Source organism: Arthrobacter sp. SO5 (genome assembly GCF_020532805.1).
Classification (GTDB): Bacteria; Actinomycetota; Actinomycetes; order Actinomycetales; family Micrococcaceae; genus Arthrobacter.
This window is the reverse complement of record NZ_MQTQ01000104.1, coordinates 62,742-81,151: the sequence shown is the minus strand read 5'-3', so window position 1 is coordinate 81,151 and position 18,410 is coordinate 62,742. Positions and strand designations below refer to the sequence as shown.

The 18,410-nt window shown below is 61.7% G+C and carries 18 protein-coding genes and 2 pseudogenes; 13 read left to right on the top strand and 7 right to left on the bottom strand.

All coding sequences use genetic code 11. The features are described 5' to 3' along the window. Positions 1 to 61: 61 nt before the first annotated feature. Complete coding sequence (locus tag BJG92_RS18245; protein WP_232085387.1) at positions 62 to 277, bottom strand: hypothetical protein; 216 nt, start codon at positions 275 to 277, stop codon at positions 62 to 64. 71 nt (positions 278 to 348) lie between these two features. On the opposite strand from BJG92_RS18245, the gene BJG92_RS18240 reads away from it, so the two are divergent. After that, positions 349 to 498 (top strand): SulP family inorganic anion transporter, encoded by a 150-nt coding sequence (locus BJG92_RS18240; protein ID WP_232085386.1) that lies wholly within the window; start codon positions 349 to 351, stop codon positions 496 to 498. A 14-nt stretch (positions 499 to 512) separates the two neighbouring features. Here the strand turns inward: BJG92_RS18240 and BJG92_RS18690 are convergent. Continuing rightward, positions 513 to 1,384, bottom strand: a pseudogene (locus tag BJG92_RS18690) (glycoside hydrolase family 15 protein). Between the two features lie 881 nt (positions 1,385 to 2,265). Here BJG92_RS18690 and BJG92_RS18225 point away from each other — a divergent pair. The 6 genes and pseudogenes from BJG92_RS18225 to BJG92_RS18200 all read left to right on the top strand — a co-directional run. Next, a complete protein-coding gene (locus BJG92_RS18225; protein WP_232085383.1) occupies positions 2,266 to 2,871 on the top strand; it encodes a glycerol-3-phosphate responsive antiterminator in 606 nt (201 codons plus the stop codon). Between the two features lie 498 nt (positions 2,872 to 3,369). Continuing rightward, positions 3,370 to 4,833, top strand: a complete 1,464-nt coding sequence (locus BJG92_RS18220) for an FAD-binding oxidoreductase (RefSeq protein WP_232085382.1) — start codon at positions 3,370 to 3,372, stop codon at positions 4,831 to 4,833. Between the two features lie 91 nt (positions 4,834 to 4,924). Then, positions 4,925 to 5,713 carry an SDR family NAD(P)-dependent oxidoreductase gene (locus tag BJG92_RS18215; protein WP_232085381.1) on the top strand — a complete coding sequence of 263 codons (789 nt, stop codon included), beginning with the start codon at positions 4,925 to 4,927 and terminating at the stop codon, positions 5,711 to 5,713. Between the two features lie 24 nt (positions 5,714 to 5,737). Next, positions 5,738 to 7,174 carry an FGGY-family carbohydrate kinase gene (locus BJG92_RS18210; protein ID WP_232085380.1) on the top strand — a complete coding sequence of 479 codons (1,437 nt, stop codon included), beginning with the start codon at positions 5,738 to 5,740 and terminating at the stop codon, positions 7,172 to 7,174. A gap of 12 nt (positions 7,175 to 7,186) precedes the next feature. Continuing rightward, positions 7,187 to 8,512 (top strand): nitrate/nitrite transporter, encoded by a 1,326-nt coding sequence (locus BJG92_RS18205; protein ID WP_232085379.1) that lies wholly within the window; start codon positions 7,187 to 7,189, stop codon positions 8,510 to 8,512. A gap of 1,339 nt (positions 8,513 to 9,851) precedes the next feature. After that, a pseudogene (locus BJG92_RS18200) lies at positions 9,852 to 10,280 on the top strand (transposase); the annotation flags it as partial. Between the two features lie 194 nt (positions 10,281 to 10,474). Here the strand turns inward: BJG92_RS18200 and BJG92_RS18195 are convergent. Continuing rightward, positions 10,475 to 10,978: a GNAT family N-acetyltransferase gene (locus BJG92_RS18195; protein WP_232085378.1), complete on the bottom strand. Its 504-nt coding sequence runs from the start codon at positions 10,976 to 10,978 to the stop codon at positions 10,475 to 10,477. A 108-nt stretch (positions 10,979 to 11,086) separates the two neighbouring features. Beyond that, positions 11,087 to 11,572, bottom strand: a complete 486-nt coding sequence (locus BJG92_RS18190; RefSeq protein ID WP_232085377.1) for a tetratricopeptide repeat protein — start codon at positions 11,570 to 11,572, stop codon at positions 11,087 to 11,089. Positions 11,573 to 11,943: 371 nt separating this feature from the next. Between BJG92_RS18190 and BJG92_RS18185 the strand changes: the two genes are divergently transcribed. From BJG92_RS18185 to BJG92_RS18165, 5 genes are all read left to right on the top strand, one after another. Next, positions 11,944 to 12,330: a hypothetical protein gene (locus tag BJG92_RS18185; protein ID WP_232085376.1), complete on the top strand. Its 387-nt coding sequence runs from the start codon at positions 11,944 to 11,946 to the stop codon at positions 12,328 to 12,330. Between the two features lie 568 nt (positions 12,331 to 12,898). Then, positions 12,899 to 13,648 (top strand): phosphotransferase, encoded by a 750-nt coding sequence (locus tag BJG92_RS18180; protein WP_232085375.1) that lies wholly within the window; start codon positions 12,899 to 12,901, stop codon positions 13,646 to 13,648. Between the two features lie 64 nt (positions 13,649 to 13,712). Then, complete coding sequence (locus tag BJG92_RS18175; RefSeq protein ID WP_232085374.1) at positions 13,713 to 13,904, top strand: tautomerase family protein; 192 nt, start codon at positions 13,713 to 13,715, stop codon at positions 13,902 to 13,904. A gap of 156 nt (positions 13,905 to 14,060) precedes the next feature. Further along, positions 14,061 to 14,879, top strand: coding sequence for an SMP-30/gluconolactonase/LRE family protein (locus BJG92_RS18170; protein ID WP_232085373.1), 819 nt, complete (start codon positions 14,061 to 14,063; stop codon positions 14,877 to 14,879). After that, positions 14,879 to 15,286, top strand: coding sequence for a DUF1801 domain-containing protein (locus tag BJG92_RS18165; protein ID WP_232085372.1), 408 nt, complete (start codon positions 14,879 to 14,881; stop codon positions 15,284 to 15,286). The genes BJG92_RS18170 and BJG92_RS18165 overlap by 1 nt, the downstream gene beginning before the upstream one ends. Before the next feature lie 310 nt (positions 15,287 to 15,596). Here the strand turns inward: BJG92_RS18165 and BJG92_RS18160 are convergent, their stop codons facing one another. Further along, positions 15,597 to 16,169, bottom strand: coding sequence for an AAA family ATPase (locus tag BJG92_RS18160; protein ID WP_232085371.1), 573 nt, complete (start codon positions 16,167 to 16,169; stop codon positions 15,597 to 15,599). 392 nt (positions 16,170 to 16,561) lie between these two features. Here BJG92_RS18160 and BJG92_RS18155 point away from each other — a divergent pair, with 392 nt between their 5' ends. Next, a complete protein-coding gene (locus BJG92_RS18155) occupies positions 16,562 to 16,750 on the top strand; it encodes a hypothetical protein (RefSeq protein ID WP_232085370.1) in 189 nt (62 codons plus the stop codon). A gap of 188 nt (positions 16,751 to 16,938) precedes the next feature. Here the strand turns inward: BJG92_RS18155 and BJG92_RS18150 are convergent, their stop codons facing one another. Both BJG92_RS18150 and BJG92_RS18145 read right to left on the bottom strand, forming a co-directional pair. Then, positions 16,939 to 17,289 carry a hypothetical protein gene (locus BJG92_RS18150; protein ID WP_232085369.1) on the bottom strand — a complete coding sequence of 117 codons (351 nt, stop codon included), beginning with the start codon at positions 17,287 to 17,289 and terminating at the stop codon, positions 16,939 to 16,941. 306 nt (positions 17,290 to 17,595) lie between these two features. Continuing rightward, entirely contained in the window at positions 17,596 to 18,336 is a 741-nt protein-coding gene (locus BJG92_RS18145) for an SDR family oxidoreductase (RefSeq protein WP_232085368.1), read from the bottom strand. Positions 18,337 to 18,410: the final 74 nt, after the last annotated feature.

Sequence of the window (18,410 nt, the reverse complement as noted above, 5' to 3'; positions counted from 1 at the left end):
GATCGGGGTTGTGTATAACGAAAGATCTTCCGTGAGGCACGGAAGGCTGCGTGCTGCATCCTTAGCCGCTGTAGGAGGCAAGGTGCGGCATGTGGAGATCGCTCAGGCGTTCAATGAGGACTAACGCAAGCAGATCGCTGTCCTGGACCGGGATCAGAATCAGTCCGTTCAGATATGCATCGATGACCAACAGGTCCTGGTTGCCCCCGTACAGGAAGTACACCAACCACGCTTCATGGACTTCGAGGTCTGCGAGCAGGAACGCAATTTGAGTCAATTCCTGCTGGTTTTTATCCTGGTGAGCGGTTGCGCGGCTGGCTCGGCCCGCCGCCGGCGCGGGTGCGCGCCGTGTTCCGCAGTGAGACGATCGGCAAGGACACCGTCGCCGGGGTCGTTGGCGGGGTGGAGAGTGTCCCTGATGGGCTCGCGAGCGGGGTGCTCGCCGGAGTGCACCTGATCGCCGGACTGTACCCGTACCTGTTCGGGATGGCCGGATAGCACGGGTCACCTCATCACGAGAGCTCCTGGAGCCGCTCGGCAACGATGATCCGCGCTGCTGCCTCGATCAGCGCGAGGTGGGAGAACGCCTGCGGGAAGTTGCCGAGGTGCCTGCCGGTGTCGACATTGAACTCCTCGGCGAAGAGCCCGAGCGGCGAGGCGACCCGCAACAGCTTCTCTATCAGGTCACGCGCCCGCTGCTCCTCGCCGATGATCGCCAGCGCGGACACGAGCCAGAACGAGCAGATCAGGAACGTGCCCTCCTTTCCGGAAAGGCCGTCGTCAGTCTCGCCGGTGCGGTAGCGCAGCACGAAGCCGTGCTCTGTCAGCTCGTCGGCGACGGCGAACACGCTGGCCCGGAGCCGTTTGTCATCTGGGGGCAGGAACCGAAGATGGCGGGCAGCAAGGTGGAGGCGTCCAGCGCGTCCGTGTCGTAGTGCCGACGGAGCAACCCCCGTTTGTCGACGCCGTGCTCGAGGATGTCGGCCTTGATCTCATCCGCGGTGTCCCGCCAAGTCGCGATGAGATCTGTGTCGCAGCGGATCCCGGCCAGCCTCGCGGCGCGATACAACGCGACCCAGCCCATCAGCTTGGAGGACACGTAGTGCTGGGGCTTACCGCGGGCCTCCCAGATTGCCTGATCGGGTTCGCGCCAGACGGCGGTGGCGCATTCGGCTTGGGACTTGACGATGGGCCATAGCCGCAGTGGCAGCCGGTCACTGCGTCGGGTGTGTAACAGGATGGTTTCGAGCACGGCGCCGAACACGTCGTTTTGGCGTTGGTCGAACGCTCCGTGGCCGATCCGTACCGGTCGGGCACCCGCGTAGCCCGACAGATCGTGGCCGGCCCTTTTAGCCACAGGCCTGACGTGTGCCTCCTCGACCATCTCCGACCTTCGGGAGCGTAGTCAAGATTCCGAAAGTCGTGCAGAGCGTTATGGCCTCTCTTCCTGGGCCGCCTCCGTGAAGAGCGCGCCCTGCGCGGCCCCGGAGCCAGACTTTCCGCCGCCTGGCCCGCGCAGGATGAAGGCGATCCCGGCCTGGGGTAGCGGCCGGTCCGGAATTTCCGTTCTGATGCCTGTTCATGCAGGAATGCGGGGAGACGGCATGACATGGCAATTGATCCGGAGCAGATCATTTGGTCGCTGAGCCTGGGCAGGTCGTAGCCGGGGTCGGCCTCGAGGGAGATTTGCAGGAACCGGGGGGCTTTGCTGCCATCGGCTTCCCTTAGGTTGGCCCGCCGCCGCAGCCATCATTTTCCCGTCATCGCCGCATCCGGCTTTTGGGTATCCGGCGTCGCTGTCCTCGCTGTCCTCGCTGTTTTGGGCGGTGTGAGCTGGCCACGTTACCCTTGATCAGCCCCGGACGACCTCTGCCTCCGCCGGCGTCAACGCATGCTGGACGAGCAGTGCGGCGACGACCCGGAGTCAGGCTCCAAAAACGAGGACACCGGCACTGACTGTGTCGCCTCTGCGTCCCATTCGGGGGCAGCCCTGTTTAACCTGCTCGTGCCGCCCATATCGGCAGCTTCCTGGGATTGTCAGTGCTAAGCCCTCGACATCGCGGCGCCGGCCCGGGGGACGACTCCTCGGTCGCGGCCTAATGCGAAGGAGTCGCGGAGCCAGGTCTTACTCCTCTTGGAGGAATCATCTGATCGATGGACGTGACGACCATGAGGCGAGGAGCGTCCCGGCATATTCCCCGGCAGCCTCTGCCTCCAGTGCGTTTGCACGCTATAATAACTCCACAACTCGGAGAGAGGCCATCGGTGACTATTGCGCGCGCGGACAAAGGCACGCTGGACAAAAGCGTCCATCCGATCGAGAAAATTCTACTGCTGCATCCGGTGATCGCGAGCGTCAAAGATGAAGACGGGTTACGGGCGGTGTTGCGCACGCACTGCCCCGTCGTGTTCGTACTCTTTGGTTCGGTGCTGACCATTGCCGACATTGTAAAGACCTTAAAAGATGACGGCCGTATAGTGTTCGTTGACGTCGACCTAGTCGACGGGTTCTCGACCAAGCCTGTAGTCATCGACTTCTTGACGCAGCACACGCAGGCCGATGGCGTGCTCAGTTCGAAGTCTCTGATGGTCAAGCGTGCGAAGACGGTGGGACTCCTCGCCATCCACAGACTCTTCCTCGTAGACTCTTTTAGCTATAACAATGTCCCGAAGCAAGTCGCAATCTCTGGTGCCGACGCCATTGAGATCCTGCCGGGTTGCATGCCGCGCGTTATCTCCTGGGTGCGAGAAGACACAGACCTGCCGCTCATCGCGGGAGGTTTGGTGTGCGACAAACAGGACGTCATCAGCGCGCTGGGCGCCGGTGCGGTCGCCATCGCGTCGTCGAATCGTGACGTGTGGCAGATGTGATTCGGCGGAAGGGACAAAGGTTCCCTGTTGCTTGTGGTGAAACTAAGGTGATGGAGGCTCCGTGGTGACGGTGTAGCCGAGATCATTGCTGCGTAGTCGCCACGCCAACTGGCGGTTTGACCCGGGATTCCCGTGCACGAGCGCCGTTGGCGCGGGCGAGTGCTTTCATTTTCGTCAAGGTTTGCCGCAGGGCCATTGGTAGGTCCAGGGCAATCCGCCGTCCCGGCCCGAAACCTCGCCGCTGTGCCGAAGATCCACTGAGGCGACGGACGCGGCCTCGGGGAGGATTTCTATGATTCAACGCGGACCGCTAGACGGGTCTCGTGACGCGTGCTAGCCTTTAGCAAAACTTCATACACATTCCGTGAAACTCGGAATGGTTGCTAAAACCTAGAGAACAGCAACCTCCTTTTCCTCAGGAGGTTGCTGTTCTTTTTTGTCTCTTCTCCCTACGAGGCCGGCTCTGCCGGACCTCCCTACGAAAAGGAACCCGCCTCCTTGTCTGTCACCCTTACTGACCAGCTCACACGCGAAGAAATCGTCGCCGCCTACACGGAGATGCTCGGCTCTGACCGCGTCATCACTGACGAGCAGGTGCTGAAAGAGAATAGCGTCGACCGTTACTACAAGGTCGAGAACATCTTTGGCGTCTACTCCCTCCCACTGCCTGCCGCGGTCCTAAAGCCGGCGAGCACGGAAGATGTCGCAAAGATCCTCTCGTTCGCGAACGAGCACCTCATCAATGTCGTTCCGAAGACCGGCGGTAGCGCCACCGAGGGCGGTCTTGAGACTGTCATTGAGAACTCGATCGTGGTCGACGGCTCCACGATGAACAAAATCATCGATATCAATATTGAAGACATGCTCGCCACCGTGCAGTGCGGCGTCGGCCTGGAGCAGCTCGAGAACGAGCTGCGGGAGATCGGATATACAACCGGGCACTCGCCGCAGTCCAAGCCGCTGGCCCAGTTTGGCGGACTCGTCGCGACCCGCTCGATCGGTCAGTTCTCGACCCTTTACGGCGGCATCGAAGACATGGTCGTGGGCCTCGAGACGGTCTTCCCAAACGGCGAGATCTGTCGCATCAAGAACGTGCCGCGCCGCGCGGCCGGGCCCGACATCCGACACATCGTTATCGGCAATGAAGGTGCACTGACTTACATCACCGAGGTGACAGTCAAGATTTTCCGGTACTACCCGGAGAACAACAAGTTTTACGGGTACCTGCTCAACGACATCAAGACCGGTCTGCAGATCCTTCGAGAGGTTGTCACGCAGGGCTACCGCCCGTCGGTCGCTCGTCTGTATGACAAAGAAGATGGTCTGTACCACTTCAAGCACTTCTCCGATGGCCGGTGCGTGCTGATTTTTGTGGCCGAAGGCCCCGAGCGCATCGCCCAGGCAACCGGCACAGCGATCGAAGAGATCGTCGCCTCGTTCGATGGAGTCGAGCGGGTGGATGGAGCGCTGATCGAGGATTGGTTCAACCACCTCAACTGGGACGTGTCCAAGCTCGAGGAAGAGCGGATCGAGATCCGCGAGACGCTCGTCAACGGGTTCACGACCGAGATCTCGGGCAACTGGAGCGTGATCGGCGATATCTACGAAAACGCGCTTACCCGCATCCGTGCGGAGATCCCTGCGCAGTTCACGATGCTGGGTGGGCACTCCAGTCACAGTTACCTCAACGGCACGAACATGTACTTTGTGTACTACTACAAGATCGACGTCGACCCCACCGATGAGCGCACGACTTATCACGACCCGATTCAGAACATCATCGTCGAAGAAACGCTCAAGCTCGGCGGATCGATGTGTCACCACCACGGCGTCGGCAAGCACCGCACTCACTTCCTCGCGGAAGAGTACGGTTCGTCGCTGTCCATGCTCGAGACGCTGAAATCGGCGTTCGACCCCAACGGAATTATGAACCGCGGGACGATTTTCCCGCTCGAGAAGTAGCGGGACTGCACGGGTACGGCGAGGCAACCCCGCCGTTCCCGACCGCTCTCCGTCACGGCCACTCCCTACTCCTCCTAATTGACAGGCACTCATGAACGACATGAATATCGCCGACTTTGGCGCGGACTTTTTCTCCCTAGAAGGGAAGAACGCGATCGTCACCGGCGGCAACACCGGGCTGGGCCAGGCGTTCAGCCTGGCGCTGGCGAAGATGGGCGCGAACGTGCTTGCGGCCAGCATCATGCCCGATGACGGGGCCACGGGCGCACTCGTGGAGGCCGCGGGGGCCCGGTACTCCTACCTGCGCTCCGACATCACGGCCGAGGGAAACCCAAAGCGCGTGGTGGACGCGTGCGTCGAAGAGTTCGGCAGCGTCGACATCCTCATCAACTGCGCTGGCCGGGGCATCAACGAGCCCGACGTGTTGAAGTTTACGCGCTCTCAGTGGGACCCGATGGTTGCCCTTAACCTCACCGCGGCGTTCGAGATGTCGCACGAGGTGGCCCAGCACATGGTGCCTCAGCGCAGCGGCAAGATCATCAACATCTGCTCGGTGTTCTCGTTCCTCGGCGGTCAGTGGTCGCCGGCCTATGCGGCAACCAAACACGGCATTGCCGGGCTGACAAAGGCGTACTGCGACGAACTGGCTCCGTTCGGCATCCAAGTCAACGGGATCGCGCCTGGATATTACGCCACGGCCCTTACAACTGAGACGCGGGCAAACCCCCAGGCGAACCAGCGAGTCATGGATCACGTACCAGCGGGGCGTTGGGGGCAAACTCAGGACCTTATGGGTGCGACGGCATTTCTGGCCAGTCGCGCCTCGGACTACGTCAACGGTCATATTTTGAGCGTTGACGGCGGATACCTGGTGCGCTAAGCGCCGGAAGATTGCGACTAACAGATGACAACGAAGTACATCGTGGGTATCGACGGGGGCTCGCAGAGCTCGAAGGTCGTCATTTTCGACACAGAGGGTCGGATCGTATGCGAGGCGTCTGAAGCATTGGCGCCGATGCACACTCCCCAGCCGGGCACGGCCGAACACCCCGACGACGACCTGTATGACACGATCGTCGCTGCTGCGCGCCGGGCACTCTCCGCTTTCACCGGTGACGTAGCCGACATCGTCGGGATAGGGTTGTGCACGATTCGATGCTGCCGCGCTTTGGTGCGCGCAGACGGCACGCTCGCAGAGCCGGTGCAGAGCTGGATGGATCATCGTCTGTCACGCCCGTACGAGCACACGAACGATGAAGTCGCGTACGTGACGACCACGTCGGGCTATCTGATGGGACGGCTGACCGGCAGCCGCACTGACACCGCGGCGAACTACATCGGTCCGTGGCCGATGGATGTGAACACATGGGACTGGTTCGCCGACCAGGAGACATTCGATTCATTCAACGTGCCGCACGACATGCTCTACAAATTGCAGATGCCGGGGGAGATCGGCGGGTACGTGACAGACGCGTTCGCCGCCGAGACCGGCATCCCGGCTGGCCTTCCCGTCGTGCACACCGCAAACGATAAGGCCACCGAGGCTCTCGGCGCGGGGCTGCGCGATGAGAGCATCGGGCTGATCTCGCTCGGCACGTATATCGCCGGCATGGTCGTCGGCGAAGACTTCGTGGCGGAGCCTCGGAGCTATTTCACAAACTTCGCCTCGGAGCCAAAGCGCTACATCTACGAAAGTGCCGGCATCCGGCGTGGGATGTGGACCGTGACGTGGTTGCGGAACCTCGTCGGCACCGAGATCGCGCAGGCAGCGTCGGACGCGGGGGTGACTCATGAGCAGCATCTAAATTCGCTGGCCGCTCAAGTTCCGGCCGGGTGCGACGGTCTCATGTGCGTACTCGACTGGTTGGCCTCGCCTACGCAGCCGCATAAGAAGGGCATGTTCATCGGCTTCGATGAGCGCCACGGCTACGCACATATGTACCGTGCGATTCTGGAGGGTATTTCGTTCCGGATGAAACAGAACATGGCCGATATGGAAACCGAGCTCGGCATCCGGCTCGAAAAGCTCGTCATCTCCGGTGGTGGGTCGAACAGCGATGTTGGGATGCAAATCTTCGCCGATATGTTCGATCTCCCCGTGGTGCGCAATGAAGTGCGCAACGCGGCGGGGTTGGGGGCAGCGATTTGTGTGGCCGTCGCGTGCGGTATCTACTGCGACATCGACGAAGCCACCTCACGAATGGTGCACGAAGCCGACGGGTTCACGCCCGACGCGGCCCGAGCGCAGCTATACCGCAAGCTCGGCGCGGTTTACTCGGATATCTCTGCGGAGACCGACGCCATCCTGGAACGCACTTACAACATACTGTCCGAACAATAGGAGTACGACGACATGCCCAAGCTCGCCCAATCAAGGAAGATTTTCGAGCTAGTCCTTCTGATCCTCGCCGCGGGATCAATCTATCCGCTGGTCTACCTGCGTCAGAACTTCGAAAAGACCATCCTCATCGCGTTCGACATGAACCAAGCGGAGCTCGCCAACCTGTATACGATGCTCGGCATCATTTTCGTCATCGGGTATCTGCCTAGTGGATGGTTGGCCGACCGGTTCCCGGTCAAGTTTCTAATCATCTTCTCGTTGCTGCTGACGGCCGGCGCGGGCCTGTGGTACGCGCAGGTTCCTGACAAGTCGTCGCTGGTGTACCTCTATCTCATCTGGGGTTTCGCGACGGTCTTCACGTTCTGGAGCGCGATTCTGAAGACAGTGAACATACTCGCTGATGCGAACGAAGAGGGCCGCTATTTCGGGGCGCTCGATGGTGGGCGTGGCTTGGTAGAAGCGATCCTGGCAAGTGCCGCAGTCGCTGTCTTCGCGGTTGCTGCCGGGCCGGGTGAGGCCGATGGGGCGGCAACGCGCGCCGGCTTTCAGGCGGTCGTCTACATGTATTGCATTGCGATCATCGTGATCGCCGTGGGGTTGTTCTTCCTCATGCCGAGCGGCCGTGATAAGGAGATCAAGGCGGAGCAGCAGAGCAAGGGAGATGTCAAGTCGACATTTGCCGCGATTGTGCGGATCTTGAGGATTCGCGAGGTGTGGGTGATGATCGTCATCCTCTTCTGCGGGTACACGCTGTTCTGGGGTCACTACTACTTCTCGGGGTTTTTGAACGTGAACCACGGGGTGTCGCAGGTGAGCGCGGGTGTCGTAACAGTGATCGTGTTGTGGATGCGGCCGATCGGCGGCTTCGGCGGCGGATTCCTCGCCGACAAGTTCGGTCGGTCAAGGGTGCTGGCAATTTCGATGACGCTCACTGCGGTACTACTGATAACGCTCGCGGTGCTGCCGGGCGCTTCACCGATTGGTCTCATATACGTGCTGATTGTGGCAGCCGGCCTGGTGATGTATGTGATACGCGGTGTGTACTGGTCCATTCTCGATGAGTGCCGTGTGCCGGCGGCCGTGACGGGTATTGCGATCGGGATCATCTCGTTCTTCGGCTACTTGCCCGACATCTTCTTGCCGCAGATCAGCAGCGCCATCTACACGAACTTCGGCGACAACATAGGGGGCGCAAACAACGCCTACTTCGTGGTGACCGCGGTAATCGGTCTGATCGGTGCCGGGGCAGCGATGTACTTCACTCTGCTGTTGAGGCGTCGTGCCGCCGCCGAGGCCCTTGATGCCAAAGCCGCACCTGAGCCGGTGATGGGAGCCTAGAGTACGACCGCACGGAATTCCCCGCTCCCAAACGGCAGCGGGGCGTTCCGCGTGTTGTCGTATGCACGGTTCATGCAATCAATGCAGAAACTGGGCAAATCTATCGCTCAAAGAGGCATTCCCGTTTGTGCATTCCAATTTTCCTCAGCCTTTCCAAACAGGCTAACGGGACTGCCCCGGGTCTTGTTGACTCCTTGACCACGTGATGGAGTGCTAATGGACGGGTGCTGATCATGCTGTCGGCTCAGGGCGCGGAGTTCCGCAATGTGAGTTGTTTCGCTGGCGCGGCGGGGTCCGCTGCGCCGTTCGTGGTGCATGCTCACTTCGTGGAAGGCCAGGCTGTCGTTAGGTCATGCAAATTGCTGGTCGTTTCTCCATGAGATATTCGGAAAGGAGGAACCCGCCGCCATGTTTTCATCGATTGCCAGCATGAGGGCCGCCCCGAAGTGCGGGGCTCGTTCTGGGCTGGTCCGGTGCCGGATGCACGCACAACGTTTCACATCGGAACCGACCGCAAGACACAACTGCCCCGCCTTGGTGGACGTTTGGGCAGCCTGGTTGGGGGGCCGAATTGGGCAAAAAGGAGGGTGTGCACAATGTGCACACCCTGGGCTTCGGATCGGTTCGTACCGGTGGCGGACTGGGCCGGATTCCGTATGTTTCGGCGGGAGTCCAGTGTTTGCAGGGGCTGGAACCCGGTTCGAGTCCCACCTCGGGCACAGTGTTTCCGCAGGTCAGGGGCCTTTTAGTGCTTTTTTCGTGTGGACAGTGTCCACACTCTCGCCTCTGATCGGATGTTCCGGGTGTGTGGGGTCCCGGAAACGGCTTATTCGGTTATGTGGGGGAGCCTTTGGCTACGGCGGACCGGGTGCCTCCTCGCGGGGGTCTCTTTTGGGTGTTCATCCTCGTTCGTCCTTCCGTCGGGTTTTGCATTCACTAATTCATGGCGGCCAGGGCCGCTCACAACATGACTTGCTGAATATTCTCTAGATCGACGCAAAGTTGCGGCCGGTCCGGGTCTTCCTCTCTAATACCTCTTCATGCAGGACTGTGGGGGGAACAGCATGACGGGGCCGCTGATCCGGGGCTGATCACGAGCTCGCTCAGCCCGCCAGTCGGCAGGTGCGGCCGGCTTCGAGGTCGAGTCGCAGGAACCGGTGGGCTCTGCTGCCATGGCTTTCCCACCAGTTACCCCGCCGCCGCAGCCATCACTTTCCGTCATCGCCGCTTCCGGCTTCTGGGTATCCGGCATCGATGTCCTCGCTGTCCTCGCTGTTTTGGGGGTGGGAGTTGGCCACGTTGCCCTCAATCAGATCCCGACTGTCTCTGCCTCCGCAGCGAGAAAGTCAGCGAACACCGGCACACCTGAACCCTGCTGAGCATGCCCGGCTTCGGGCCCGTCCTCGCCGCGGAATTCCTCGGCGCCACCGGCGGAGACCTGACCGTCTTTGAAACCGCGGATCGCTTCGCCGGCGTCGCCGGCCTCGCCCCCGCACCCCGGGACTCCGGCCGGATCACCGGCAACCACCACCGCCCCCGCCGCTACGGCGGCAGGCTCCTGCGCGTCTTCTACCTCTCCGGGCTTTCGACCCTGAAAAGCTGCCCCGCTTCCCGGGGCTACTACGACCGAAAACACGCCGAAGGTAAAACCCATATCCAGGCCATGCTTTCCCTGGCCCGGCGCCGGCTCAACGTCCTCTGGGCCATGCTCCGCGACGGCACCACCTATACACCGGTCACGGCGAGGGCAGCCAGGATGGCTGCCTGAAAAATCGATACGGGCAGCGGTGCAAGCTACGCGCGCGAGCTGCGCGGAACGTGCTTGAGGTCCCCATTTTGAAGCTGGTCCACTGAGGCGAACCCGATAGGGCTCTTCGTGACGTGCTTTGGTGGATCCGCCCGGGGTCTAGGGCTAGAAACATCGTCGGACACCTTCGCTCCCACTGAGTAAAGCGGATGTGGTCAGAGGGTGAGCTTCATGCCTTCGTGGCTGGAGACGAAGCCCAGGCGCTCGTAAAATCGGTGGGCCCGGGGCCGGGCCTTGTCAGTGGTCAACTGAACGAGGGAGCAGCCGCTCTCACGGGCATGTTGGATGGCCCACTGCATCATGCGGGCACCGGCTTCTTGGCCCCGCAACTTCTCGGCCACTCGCACCCCTTCAATCTGTGCGCGCCAGGAACCCTTGCGGGACAGGCCGGGGATGAAGCTGAGCTGGAACGTGGCGACCACATCACCGCCGAGTTCTCCGACTACCAAAAGGTGCGCCGGGTCGGAGTCGATTGCTTCAAAAGCCGGCTCGTACAGGCCCGGATCATCGGCCCTTTCCCTGGTCGATCCCAGCTGGTCGTCGGCGAGTAATTGTAGGATTTGCGGCAGGTCGCCTTTGGTCGCGCGTCGGAGGCTCAAGGTATCAGCGCCTACGGCAACAGTCATCAAAGCAGGCACAGCGGAAGAACTGGAGGTCATCAGCCCAGCCTTCCATGTCGGCCGCAGGACTGCGATTTCCAACACGCAGCGGCAAAATGCTGCACCCCAGCAATATTTCGTCGCGGGGCCCTTGGGACCCTTCCGCTGTTAGCTCTCTGTCAATAGTCGTGCGTAGTTCGCCATCGAGCGCTGATACCGGGGCAGATGGGGGATAAGAGCTTCGAGGGCGATGCGGAGGGCTTCGTCGTGCCGACCTGCGTCCCGGAGGGCCAGCGCATGTACGGCGCTGGCTGCCCCGCCCAAGGCATGCGGATCGGCGTCGGCCAGGACTTCCAAGGCCGCGTCCGTGTGTCCAAGCGCCCGCTGGGAGCTGGCCATCTGCACGCGCGTGCGTGTCAGCCTGACCGGATCGAGCCCGGCAGTCAGGCCGGCCTCGTACAGAGAGACTGCGTCGGCGGTCCGGCCTGTTGAATCGCGGATGCAGGCGCGTTCGAAATATGCTCGACCGTCAGCTGCCGGTGACGCGGCGGCGAGCTCATCAAGTTCACGGACGATGTCATCCCCGTCGCTCGGTGATGCCTCGAAGGCCGTCCAGAAAGCCGCTATTCGGTGTTCCCACTCGTCGATCATCATTTCCCGATCGTAATTCCGCCCGACACCGCCAACGCCGAAGGTGTAGCACCGGCGCGCCGTACCGAGAACAAGAACGGCCTCGCTGCGCTCGGGCAGTACAAGGATTCTTCTTTTTTGCTGCTGTCCGTTGGATCCTACGTGCCCGCTCCACCGGCTCAACCGTCCTGCGGACGGCCGCGCAGCGGACGCGTTGTGCTCGGCGCTGCGCTTATTTCCTCCCACAACCCACCCGCCGTTTGCCCCTCGGGTTGCCCCGGCTCCGATGGGCACAGCTACGCGATGCTCCGCCAGCAGGCAAAAAACATGGTGGGGGAGAGGGAAGCCGGTACTCGAGGCACCCGCCTCGCCCGAGCGAAACGGAGCACCACCTCATGAACACAGAGACCATGACCCGCACGGCCACCTCCGACACCGCCGAACCGGGGACCGCCCCGGTCCTGCCCGCCGACGACCGGGCAGGGGACGGGTACGACTGGATGGACACCCTCGAGGGCACCGCCTGGCCCGTGCTGCCGAACTGGGGCAGGGAAGGCTGGGACGCCGGATCCTGGCCCTACATCATCCTCGCCGTCGCCCGCACCCGCGACGGGAACGGGGAACTCTTCGGCTACGGAACCTACGTCGATGGAGACACCGCCACGCACTGGTTCCGCTCCCAGGAGGCCTGCTTCGAAGCCATGACCGCTGAGGTGTTCTTCCACTGGTCCGGCCAGTCCCACGGACCTGACCTCAAGCCGACTTCTGCCGCGTCGTCCTGAGAGCAGGCGCGCTCCAACGCAAAAGCATGTTCTGGGTCGCTGCTCACGGTCGGAGTGAGGCCCGGGACGGATGGCACGGTGTCACAGAAATAGAGTCCTGCGTCGCCCAGTGGCTGTCCGCCATGCGGAGCGCTGATTTCCAGAAGTTTTGCATGACTTGCGAGCTCTTGGTCGTCGAGGTCGCCAGCTACTTCAATGGCCCACCTTGGTCCAAACACAACGACTACCCCGATCAACGAAACAAACATGAGCACAGAACTATCACTTTTCTCGCGGTAGATCCTCGTGCCGTTTCCTGCCAAGGATTCTTGGGGTAGACCTAGGAACCCCGCCCAAGTCGCTTGAACATTCAGGACGGTGGTGGGACTCAGCTGCATGCACCGAATCTGTCGGAGCCAGCCGCCGCGGTCTGGTAGGTTGCCGCAGCGATTGAGCGGAAGGCCGCAGTCGTGGCGTATGCGATGTGACCGCTCGTCCGTAAGGGGATCCCTCAGCGGGAATCATGTCGGCTCAGCTCGGCTCGGGCGTTGGCTTGGCCAGCCTGTTGGCACGCAGTAGCGTTCTTCGGGTGAATGAGGAAGCTGAAATACTTTCCGGCGGCAACGCCTCCGAGAGCGTCGTTCGTATTGGCAATACGGTCCGCAAACCGTGGCTGCAAAATTCTGCCACTGTCCAGGCGTACCTGAAGGCTCTACGCGTGGCTGGTGTTGACGTTCCCGAACCCTTGGGCATGGATCACGCTGGGCGGCATGTCACCGAGTACGTCGCGGGTGTATCTGCGATGGACCAGTTGCCCTTGGGACAGGATGACCTGCTGCGGGTCGGCCGTTTAATTCGTCGGATTCACGATGCCAGCGAAGGCTTTAGCGTCTCGGACACGATCGGATGGAAAGTTTTGCTTCCCGCCGAGAATCCGAACCTCATGTGCCACAACGACTTCGCTCCATGGAACCTCATTGTGGGTGAACGGTGGGTTTTCATCGATTGGGACGCGGCGGGCCCGAGCACGCGCCTCTGGGACCTGGCATATGCAGCGCAGTCCTTTGGGATGCTCTTTGAAGGCCAACCGGTTCCCGAGGCAGCTGCCAGGCTCCGCGCCGTTATTGACGGTTATGGGGCTGACGAGCTCCTACGGAAAGCGTTGCCCGAGGCCCTGGGAAAGAGGACGGCGGCCATGCACGAGTTGCTGAAGTCGTCTCATGAAACCGGATTCCAGCCTTGGGCCGACATGTACGTCAGCGGACACGGTGCGCACTGGCGCACTGCGGCTGACTATGTCGTACGCAATCAGTACGCCTGGAAACAGGCCCTGACCTAAGCTGGGGCCGGCCTCCCGTTACGGCGTCCGTCCATTCCTCTCAAGAGGATGCCACAATCTGTGAATGCCCCTCATTCAAGTTCTCAATGCCTCCCCCTCATCCACGGAAAAGAAGCGGCGGCTGACGGCCGCTTACGCTGAGGTCATGGAAATTCGTCCTGACACGATCCGGGTGACCTTGCAGGAGCTCCCGCGCGAGAACTGGTCCGTCGCCGGCGTCACCTTGGCCGAGTCTGGACAGGACGAATCCGTCTGAACTGACGCCGCAGCTTGGGGAACCCGCTGCTCCGAATGAATTTTGGACCACCGCAAGAACCCAAGGATCCTCTTACGCGCGCGCTGCCCCGATGGATTAGGTAGCTCAGAATCGCAGCTTGTGCCGGGTGGGTTGGTGGTGCAATCTGGTGGGGTGATGACTACGAACGTGGTTTTGGACGGGCTAGTCCTCGGCGAGTCTCCCCGGTGGCATGACGGCAAGCTGTGGATCGCGGACTGGGCCGCGCATGAGCTGATCACGCTGGATCCGGACGGCACACGCCAGGTTGTCGAGCGTCCGTCATCGGTCCCGTGTTGCATCGACTGGCTGCCGGATGGGCGGTTGCTGCTGGTTTCGGGCGATCGGCTGTTGCGCCGGGAGCCGGACGGCGCCCTAGTCACGCACGCCGAGCTGGGGAATCTGAACCCATATTCGTGGAACGATATCGCCGTCGACAGCCGGGGCAACGCGTTCGTCGGCTGCATCGGTTTCGACTTCCCCGGTGGTGAGTTCGCCCCGGGAATCCTCGCAGTAGTCACCCCGGACGGAAGCGCACGCGCTGTCGCAGAGGACCTCGCATTCCCGAACGGGATGGTGGTAACGCCCGATTCTGCGACGCTGATCGTCGCAGAATCATATGGGAACCGGCTAACCGCCTTCACTGTTGGCGAGGATGGTGCACTGTCGAACCGGCGCGTATGGGCCGACCTTCCAGGGGACCATCCCGACGGGATCTGTCTGGATGCCGAAGGCGCAGTATGGGCTGCTGACGTCGGTAATCAACACTGCGTGCGCGTGCGCGAGGGCGGCCAGGTGCTCGAAACGATCGACGCTGATCGCGGCTGTTTCGCATGCACGCTAGGCGGAGACGACGGCAGAACGCTGTACATCGTCAGCGCGCGATGGCCCAGCGACTTCCTTACGCCCACCGGGCAAGTGCTAGCCGTCCAGGTCGAAGTTCCGGGTGTGGCCTGATGGGCAGTGCGCGCCTCGACCGCCGCGTCGACGAGTACATCGACCGGCTCCCCGAGTGGCAGCAAGCGATCTGCCACCAGGTGCGTGCGGTGGTCCGCGAAGCTGATCCCGAGGTCGACGAGACCATCAAGAGGTCCGTGCAACCGTACTTCGTGCTCCAGGGCAACATCTGTGCCCTACTCGCCACCAAGGACCACGTCAACGTCTTTATCTACGACCCTGCGGTGCCCGATCCGAACGGCATCATCAATCAAGGCCAAGGCAACGCTACGGCAAGGGCCATCCAGATCTATCGCGGTGACGAGATCAACCGGGACGCCCTGCGGACGATGTTCCGCGCCATCATCGCAAACAACCGTGCCGGCGGCTGGCGACGCATCAAAGCAGCACCTAACCCCCGGCGCTAGCCTAGCTCCGCGGTCGTGTCCGTAAGCCGGTCGATCAGAGTGCCGTTGAGAGCCGCTGACTAGATCGGAGTGAGGGGGGTGGGCGATGTACGTATGACCCGCACGGTGAAATGAACGATGAGGGGGCGCTAACAGCAAATGCCGCCGGGGAACAGCGCGGTGCGCCCCTATCTCGGAAGCACGTTTCATCAAGCGCGAACGCCGCCGGCGTCAAAAACGGTCGATATCTGTGGTCCCACTCGTTCAACGCTGTGATGGCGGGGCCAATGCGGTGTGGACACTGTCCACGACGGGGGCGGACGGTGTGCTGCTATGACTCCGGCACCGCTTGTTCGGGAGCAAGTGCACTCATCAAGTTCGCGTAGGTCTCCTCAGGAGCTCCGTGGGTGCTGTGGATGAGGGCAGCGGATGGGCGCGTACGAAGTCCGGTGGCCAGACCGTCGTACATGGACTCCAGCAATTGCAGGCCGCCGCCTTGTTCCACGATTGCCTTGATCTGCCCGTGCCAGGGAACATCCTGCCCTGCACCACGGCGTGCGAACCGTGCGATGGAATGCTCTTTCGTGTCCATGATGACAATCTCCTGGAAGCGACTGCCGGTGTCCTCGGCGACGGCCCGGAAGCCCGCGATCTCGTCCTCTGCGTCCAGGAACTGCGGCATGATGACGTCACGACCTGCGGCGAGGTGAGTGGCAGCCATGCTTGCGGCGACGGGGCGGACTATCTCCCCGGTGGCATGGAAGTCATCCTGCCACCCGCCAATGAGGCAGCGCACCTGATCGATGTCCAAGTTCAATGTGCCCGGGTGGCGATCAGCGTACATTCTGGCCAGCGTTGATTTCCCGATGCCGGGCGGCCCGTTCAAGAGGATCAAGTCAGCCATGATTGGTCCCGGCTGTTAGGGACAGCACTGAAAGCTCCGGTGGTCGCATACAGGTCAGCCTAGTGGCCCCCCCACGCCTCAACGGTGCGGGCGCCCTGGCCAACTATCGGTGCCGGCTCCCGCACCCCCATCGCCGGCTCCGCGGCTCCCGTCCGCTTCGTGCATGAACTAGACGTCGGTTCGTCCACCACGCTGTAACCGGAGCCCCGGACGTTCATGGAATACATGCCGGACAGCAGCCGGAGGACCCAAGATATCGACCGTTATCGAAGATCACATGGTCGAAAACCTGACGTTGACTCACTGTCATCGGCATCGCCCAGCTCCGCAAGACCCAGACAGTCACCATCACTTAGCCCTAATCTTGCCCGTCCCGGCCGTATACTCGCCGCATGGGGACGAAGAGCAGGACCAGGACATTTGCCATTCTTGCGGGGCTGTCAGTGGCAGCGTTCTCGCTGTTCTCTAACCTCTGGGTGAACGGAAACATACCCGTCAACGCCGCGATTGCGATTTCGCTGGTTCTCGGTCCGGCGACCTCCCTGGCGATGAGTAAGAGCACCGCGGGAAAGGCCAGCTAGACCACTGGTCAGTCGACCTTCCGGAACAGTCTGCAGTTCGGCGGGGTCATGGTTACTCCTCAACGTGGGGAGGTTCGTGTATAGCGAGGCGCGGTGCTTTGCGGGGTGGGAAATACTGATCTGGAGGTGGCCAGTCCGGAAGCGACTCAGAGACTGGAACGAGCACGCTGGGAACGGGGTGGAAGATTTCAGCCGGCAGTCGGCTCGGTTCGCACGGCCGCCCTGGTGCGGGCAGCCCGTATCGTCGTCGTCACTGCTACGTGGATGACCTCCAAAAGTGCGAGGGCCAACAGCACCAGCAGTGCCTCCAGCGCGAGCATGCCCTCGAAAACCCCGGCCATGGAGTCGTCCTTCCATGCTGCCGGGACTGCCCTGCTCGCTCTGACCGCAAGTGAGAAAAACACCGCGGGCGCCGCTGCCAGCCCACCGAAGAGCATCCAGCGGGTGTAGCGGTAGGCCTGGTGGCCGGCGGTGCCCAGGCTAGCGTGCACCAACCAGAGGATCACGGCGATAACGGGTAAGTCCAGGAGAGGGCTCATCGCTCGCTCCGCAGGGTGTAGATATCCCAGTGCTGTGGCTGTTCCGCGTCCCCCGACATCATTGGTTCAGCCTACCGTTGCGAGGAGGTCAGGCGCTCGAAACTCATATGGCGTTGCTTCGATCAACAGAACCCCGCGTGGGCCCTATCCGCAACAGTCATAAACGACCCTTTGTGCCTGTGCAGACGACTTCGGAAAAACGACGCCTGTGAATCGCAGCGCTATTTGGCAGTGAATCGCAGGGCTATTTGGCGTTCGCGATCAGCGTTGGGATTGCCGACATCTGCTCCTCATCGGGGAGGAGGCTTAGACAGGCAGGTGGAAGCCGCCGTTGGAATGCAGGAGCTGACCATTGATCCAGCCGCCGCGTTCGGAGAGCAGGAAGGACACTAAATTCGCAGCGTCCCGTTGTGTGCCAAGCCGACCGAGCGCCGTCTCGCTGCTCAGAGCGTCCCCGAGGTCCGGGCTCATCCACCCGGTGTCGACCGGGCCCGGGTTGACCAAGTTCGCGGTGATACCGAGGTGCCCAAGTTCGCCGGCGGCCGCGATCACAATTCGATCAAGTGCGCCCTTGCTAGCGCCGTAGGGGAGGTTATGCGTTGTGTGGTCGCTCGTCAGCGCGACGATTCGCCCCAGTCCAGGTGCTGACGAGTACTGCTGGGCGAACGCTTTGATCAATAGCCAGTTCGCGCGGGTGTTGATGGCGAAGTGACGGTCAAAGCTCTCGACCGACGTGTCATGAATGCTGCTGTCTACGGACTGAGCGTGGCTTGCGACCAGTGCCTGGACGGGCCCCAACTGTTCTGCAACCGACGCTACCAACGTGGCGGGACTCATCGGGTCTGCTAGATCGCTCTCGAAGGCGAAGGTCCTAGCCCCAAGTGCGTGCAGCTCCAGAGTGAAATCATCCACGAACCCCCGTTCCGGTCGGTGGTTGGCGAAGGCGATGTCCCACCCGTCCGCAGCAAGCTGACGGGCGATCTCTGTACCGATGGAGATCCGTCGGCCGACGCCAGTAATCAAGACAATGGGACGTTGAGGGGTCATCCCTTGATCCTAAGACATCTCTTTTGCTCGACCTGGCACGCGCAGAATGTGGCACGGAGCCAGCAGCTGGGCTG

What these genes read in the sequence shown, in the direction of transcription:
- BJG92_RS18215 (WP_232085381.1), top strand. Translation starts at nt 4,925, where the DNA reads ATGAACGACATGAATATCGCCGACTTTGGCGCGGACTTTTTCTCCCTA.
- BJG92_RS18210 (WP_232085380.1), top strand. Translation starts at nt 5,738, where the DNA reads ATGACAACGAAGTACATCGTGGGTATCGACGGGGGCTCGCAGAGCTCG.
- BJG92_RS18205 (WP_232085379.1), top strand. Translation starts at nt 7,187, where the DNA reads ATGCCCAAGCTCGCCCAATCAAGGAAGATTTTCGAGCTAGTCCTTCTG.
- BJG92_RS18195 (WP_232085378.1), bottom strand. Translation starts at nt 10,978, where the DNA reads ATGACCTCCAGTTCTTCCGCTGTGCCTGCTTTGATGACTGTTGCCGTA.
- BJG92_RS18190 (WP_232085377.1), bottom strand. Translation starts at nt 11,572, where the DNA reads ATGATGATCGACGAGTGGGAACACCGAATAGCGGCTTTCTGGACGGCC.
- BJG92_RS18185 (WP_232085376.1), top strand. Translation starts at nt 11,944, where the DNA reads ATGAACACAGAGACCATGACCCGCACGGCCACCTCCGACACCGCCGAA.
- BJG92_RS18175 (WP_232085374.1), top strand. Translation starts at nt 13,713, where the DNA reads ATGCCCCTCATTCAAGTTCTCAATGCCTCCCCCTCATCCACGGAAAAG.
- BJG92_RS18170 (WP_232085373.1), top strand. Translation starts at nt 14,061, where the DNA reads ATGACTACGAACGTGGTTTTGGACGGGCTAGTCCTCGGCGAGTCTCCC.
- BJG92_RS18165 (WP_232085372.1), top strand. Translation starts at nt 14,879, where the DNA reads ATGGGCAGTGCGCGCCTCGACCGCCGCGTCGACGAGTACATCGACCGG.
- BJG92_RS18160 (WP_232085371.1), bottom strand. Translation starts at nt 16,169, where the DNA reads ATGGCTGACTTGATCCTCTTGAACGGGCCGCCCGGCATCGGGAAATCA.
- BJG92_RS18155 (WP_232085370.1), top strand. Translation starts at nt 16,562, where the DNA reads ATGGGGACGAAGAGCAGGACCAGGACATTTGCCATTCTTGCGGGGCTG.
- BJG92_RS18150 (WP_232085369.1), bottom strand. Translation starts at nt 17,289, where the DNA reads ATGAGCCCTCTCCTGGACTTACCCGTTATCGCCGTGATCCTCTGGTTG.
- BJG92_RS18145 (WP_232085368.1), bottom strand. Translation starts at nt 18,336, where the DNA reads ATGACCCCTCAACGTCCCATTGTCTTGATTACTGGCGTCGGCCGACGG.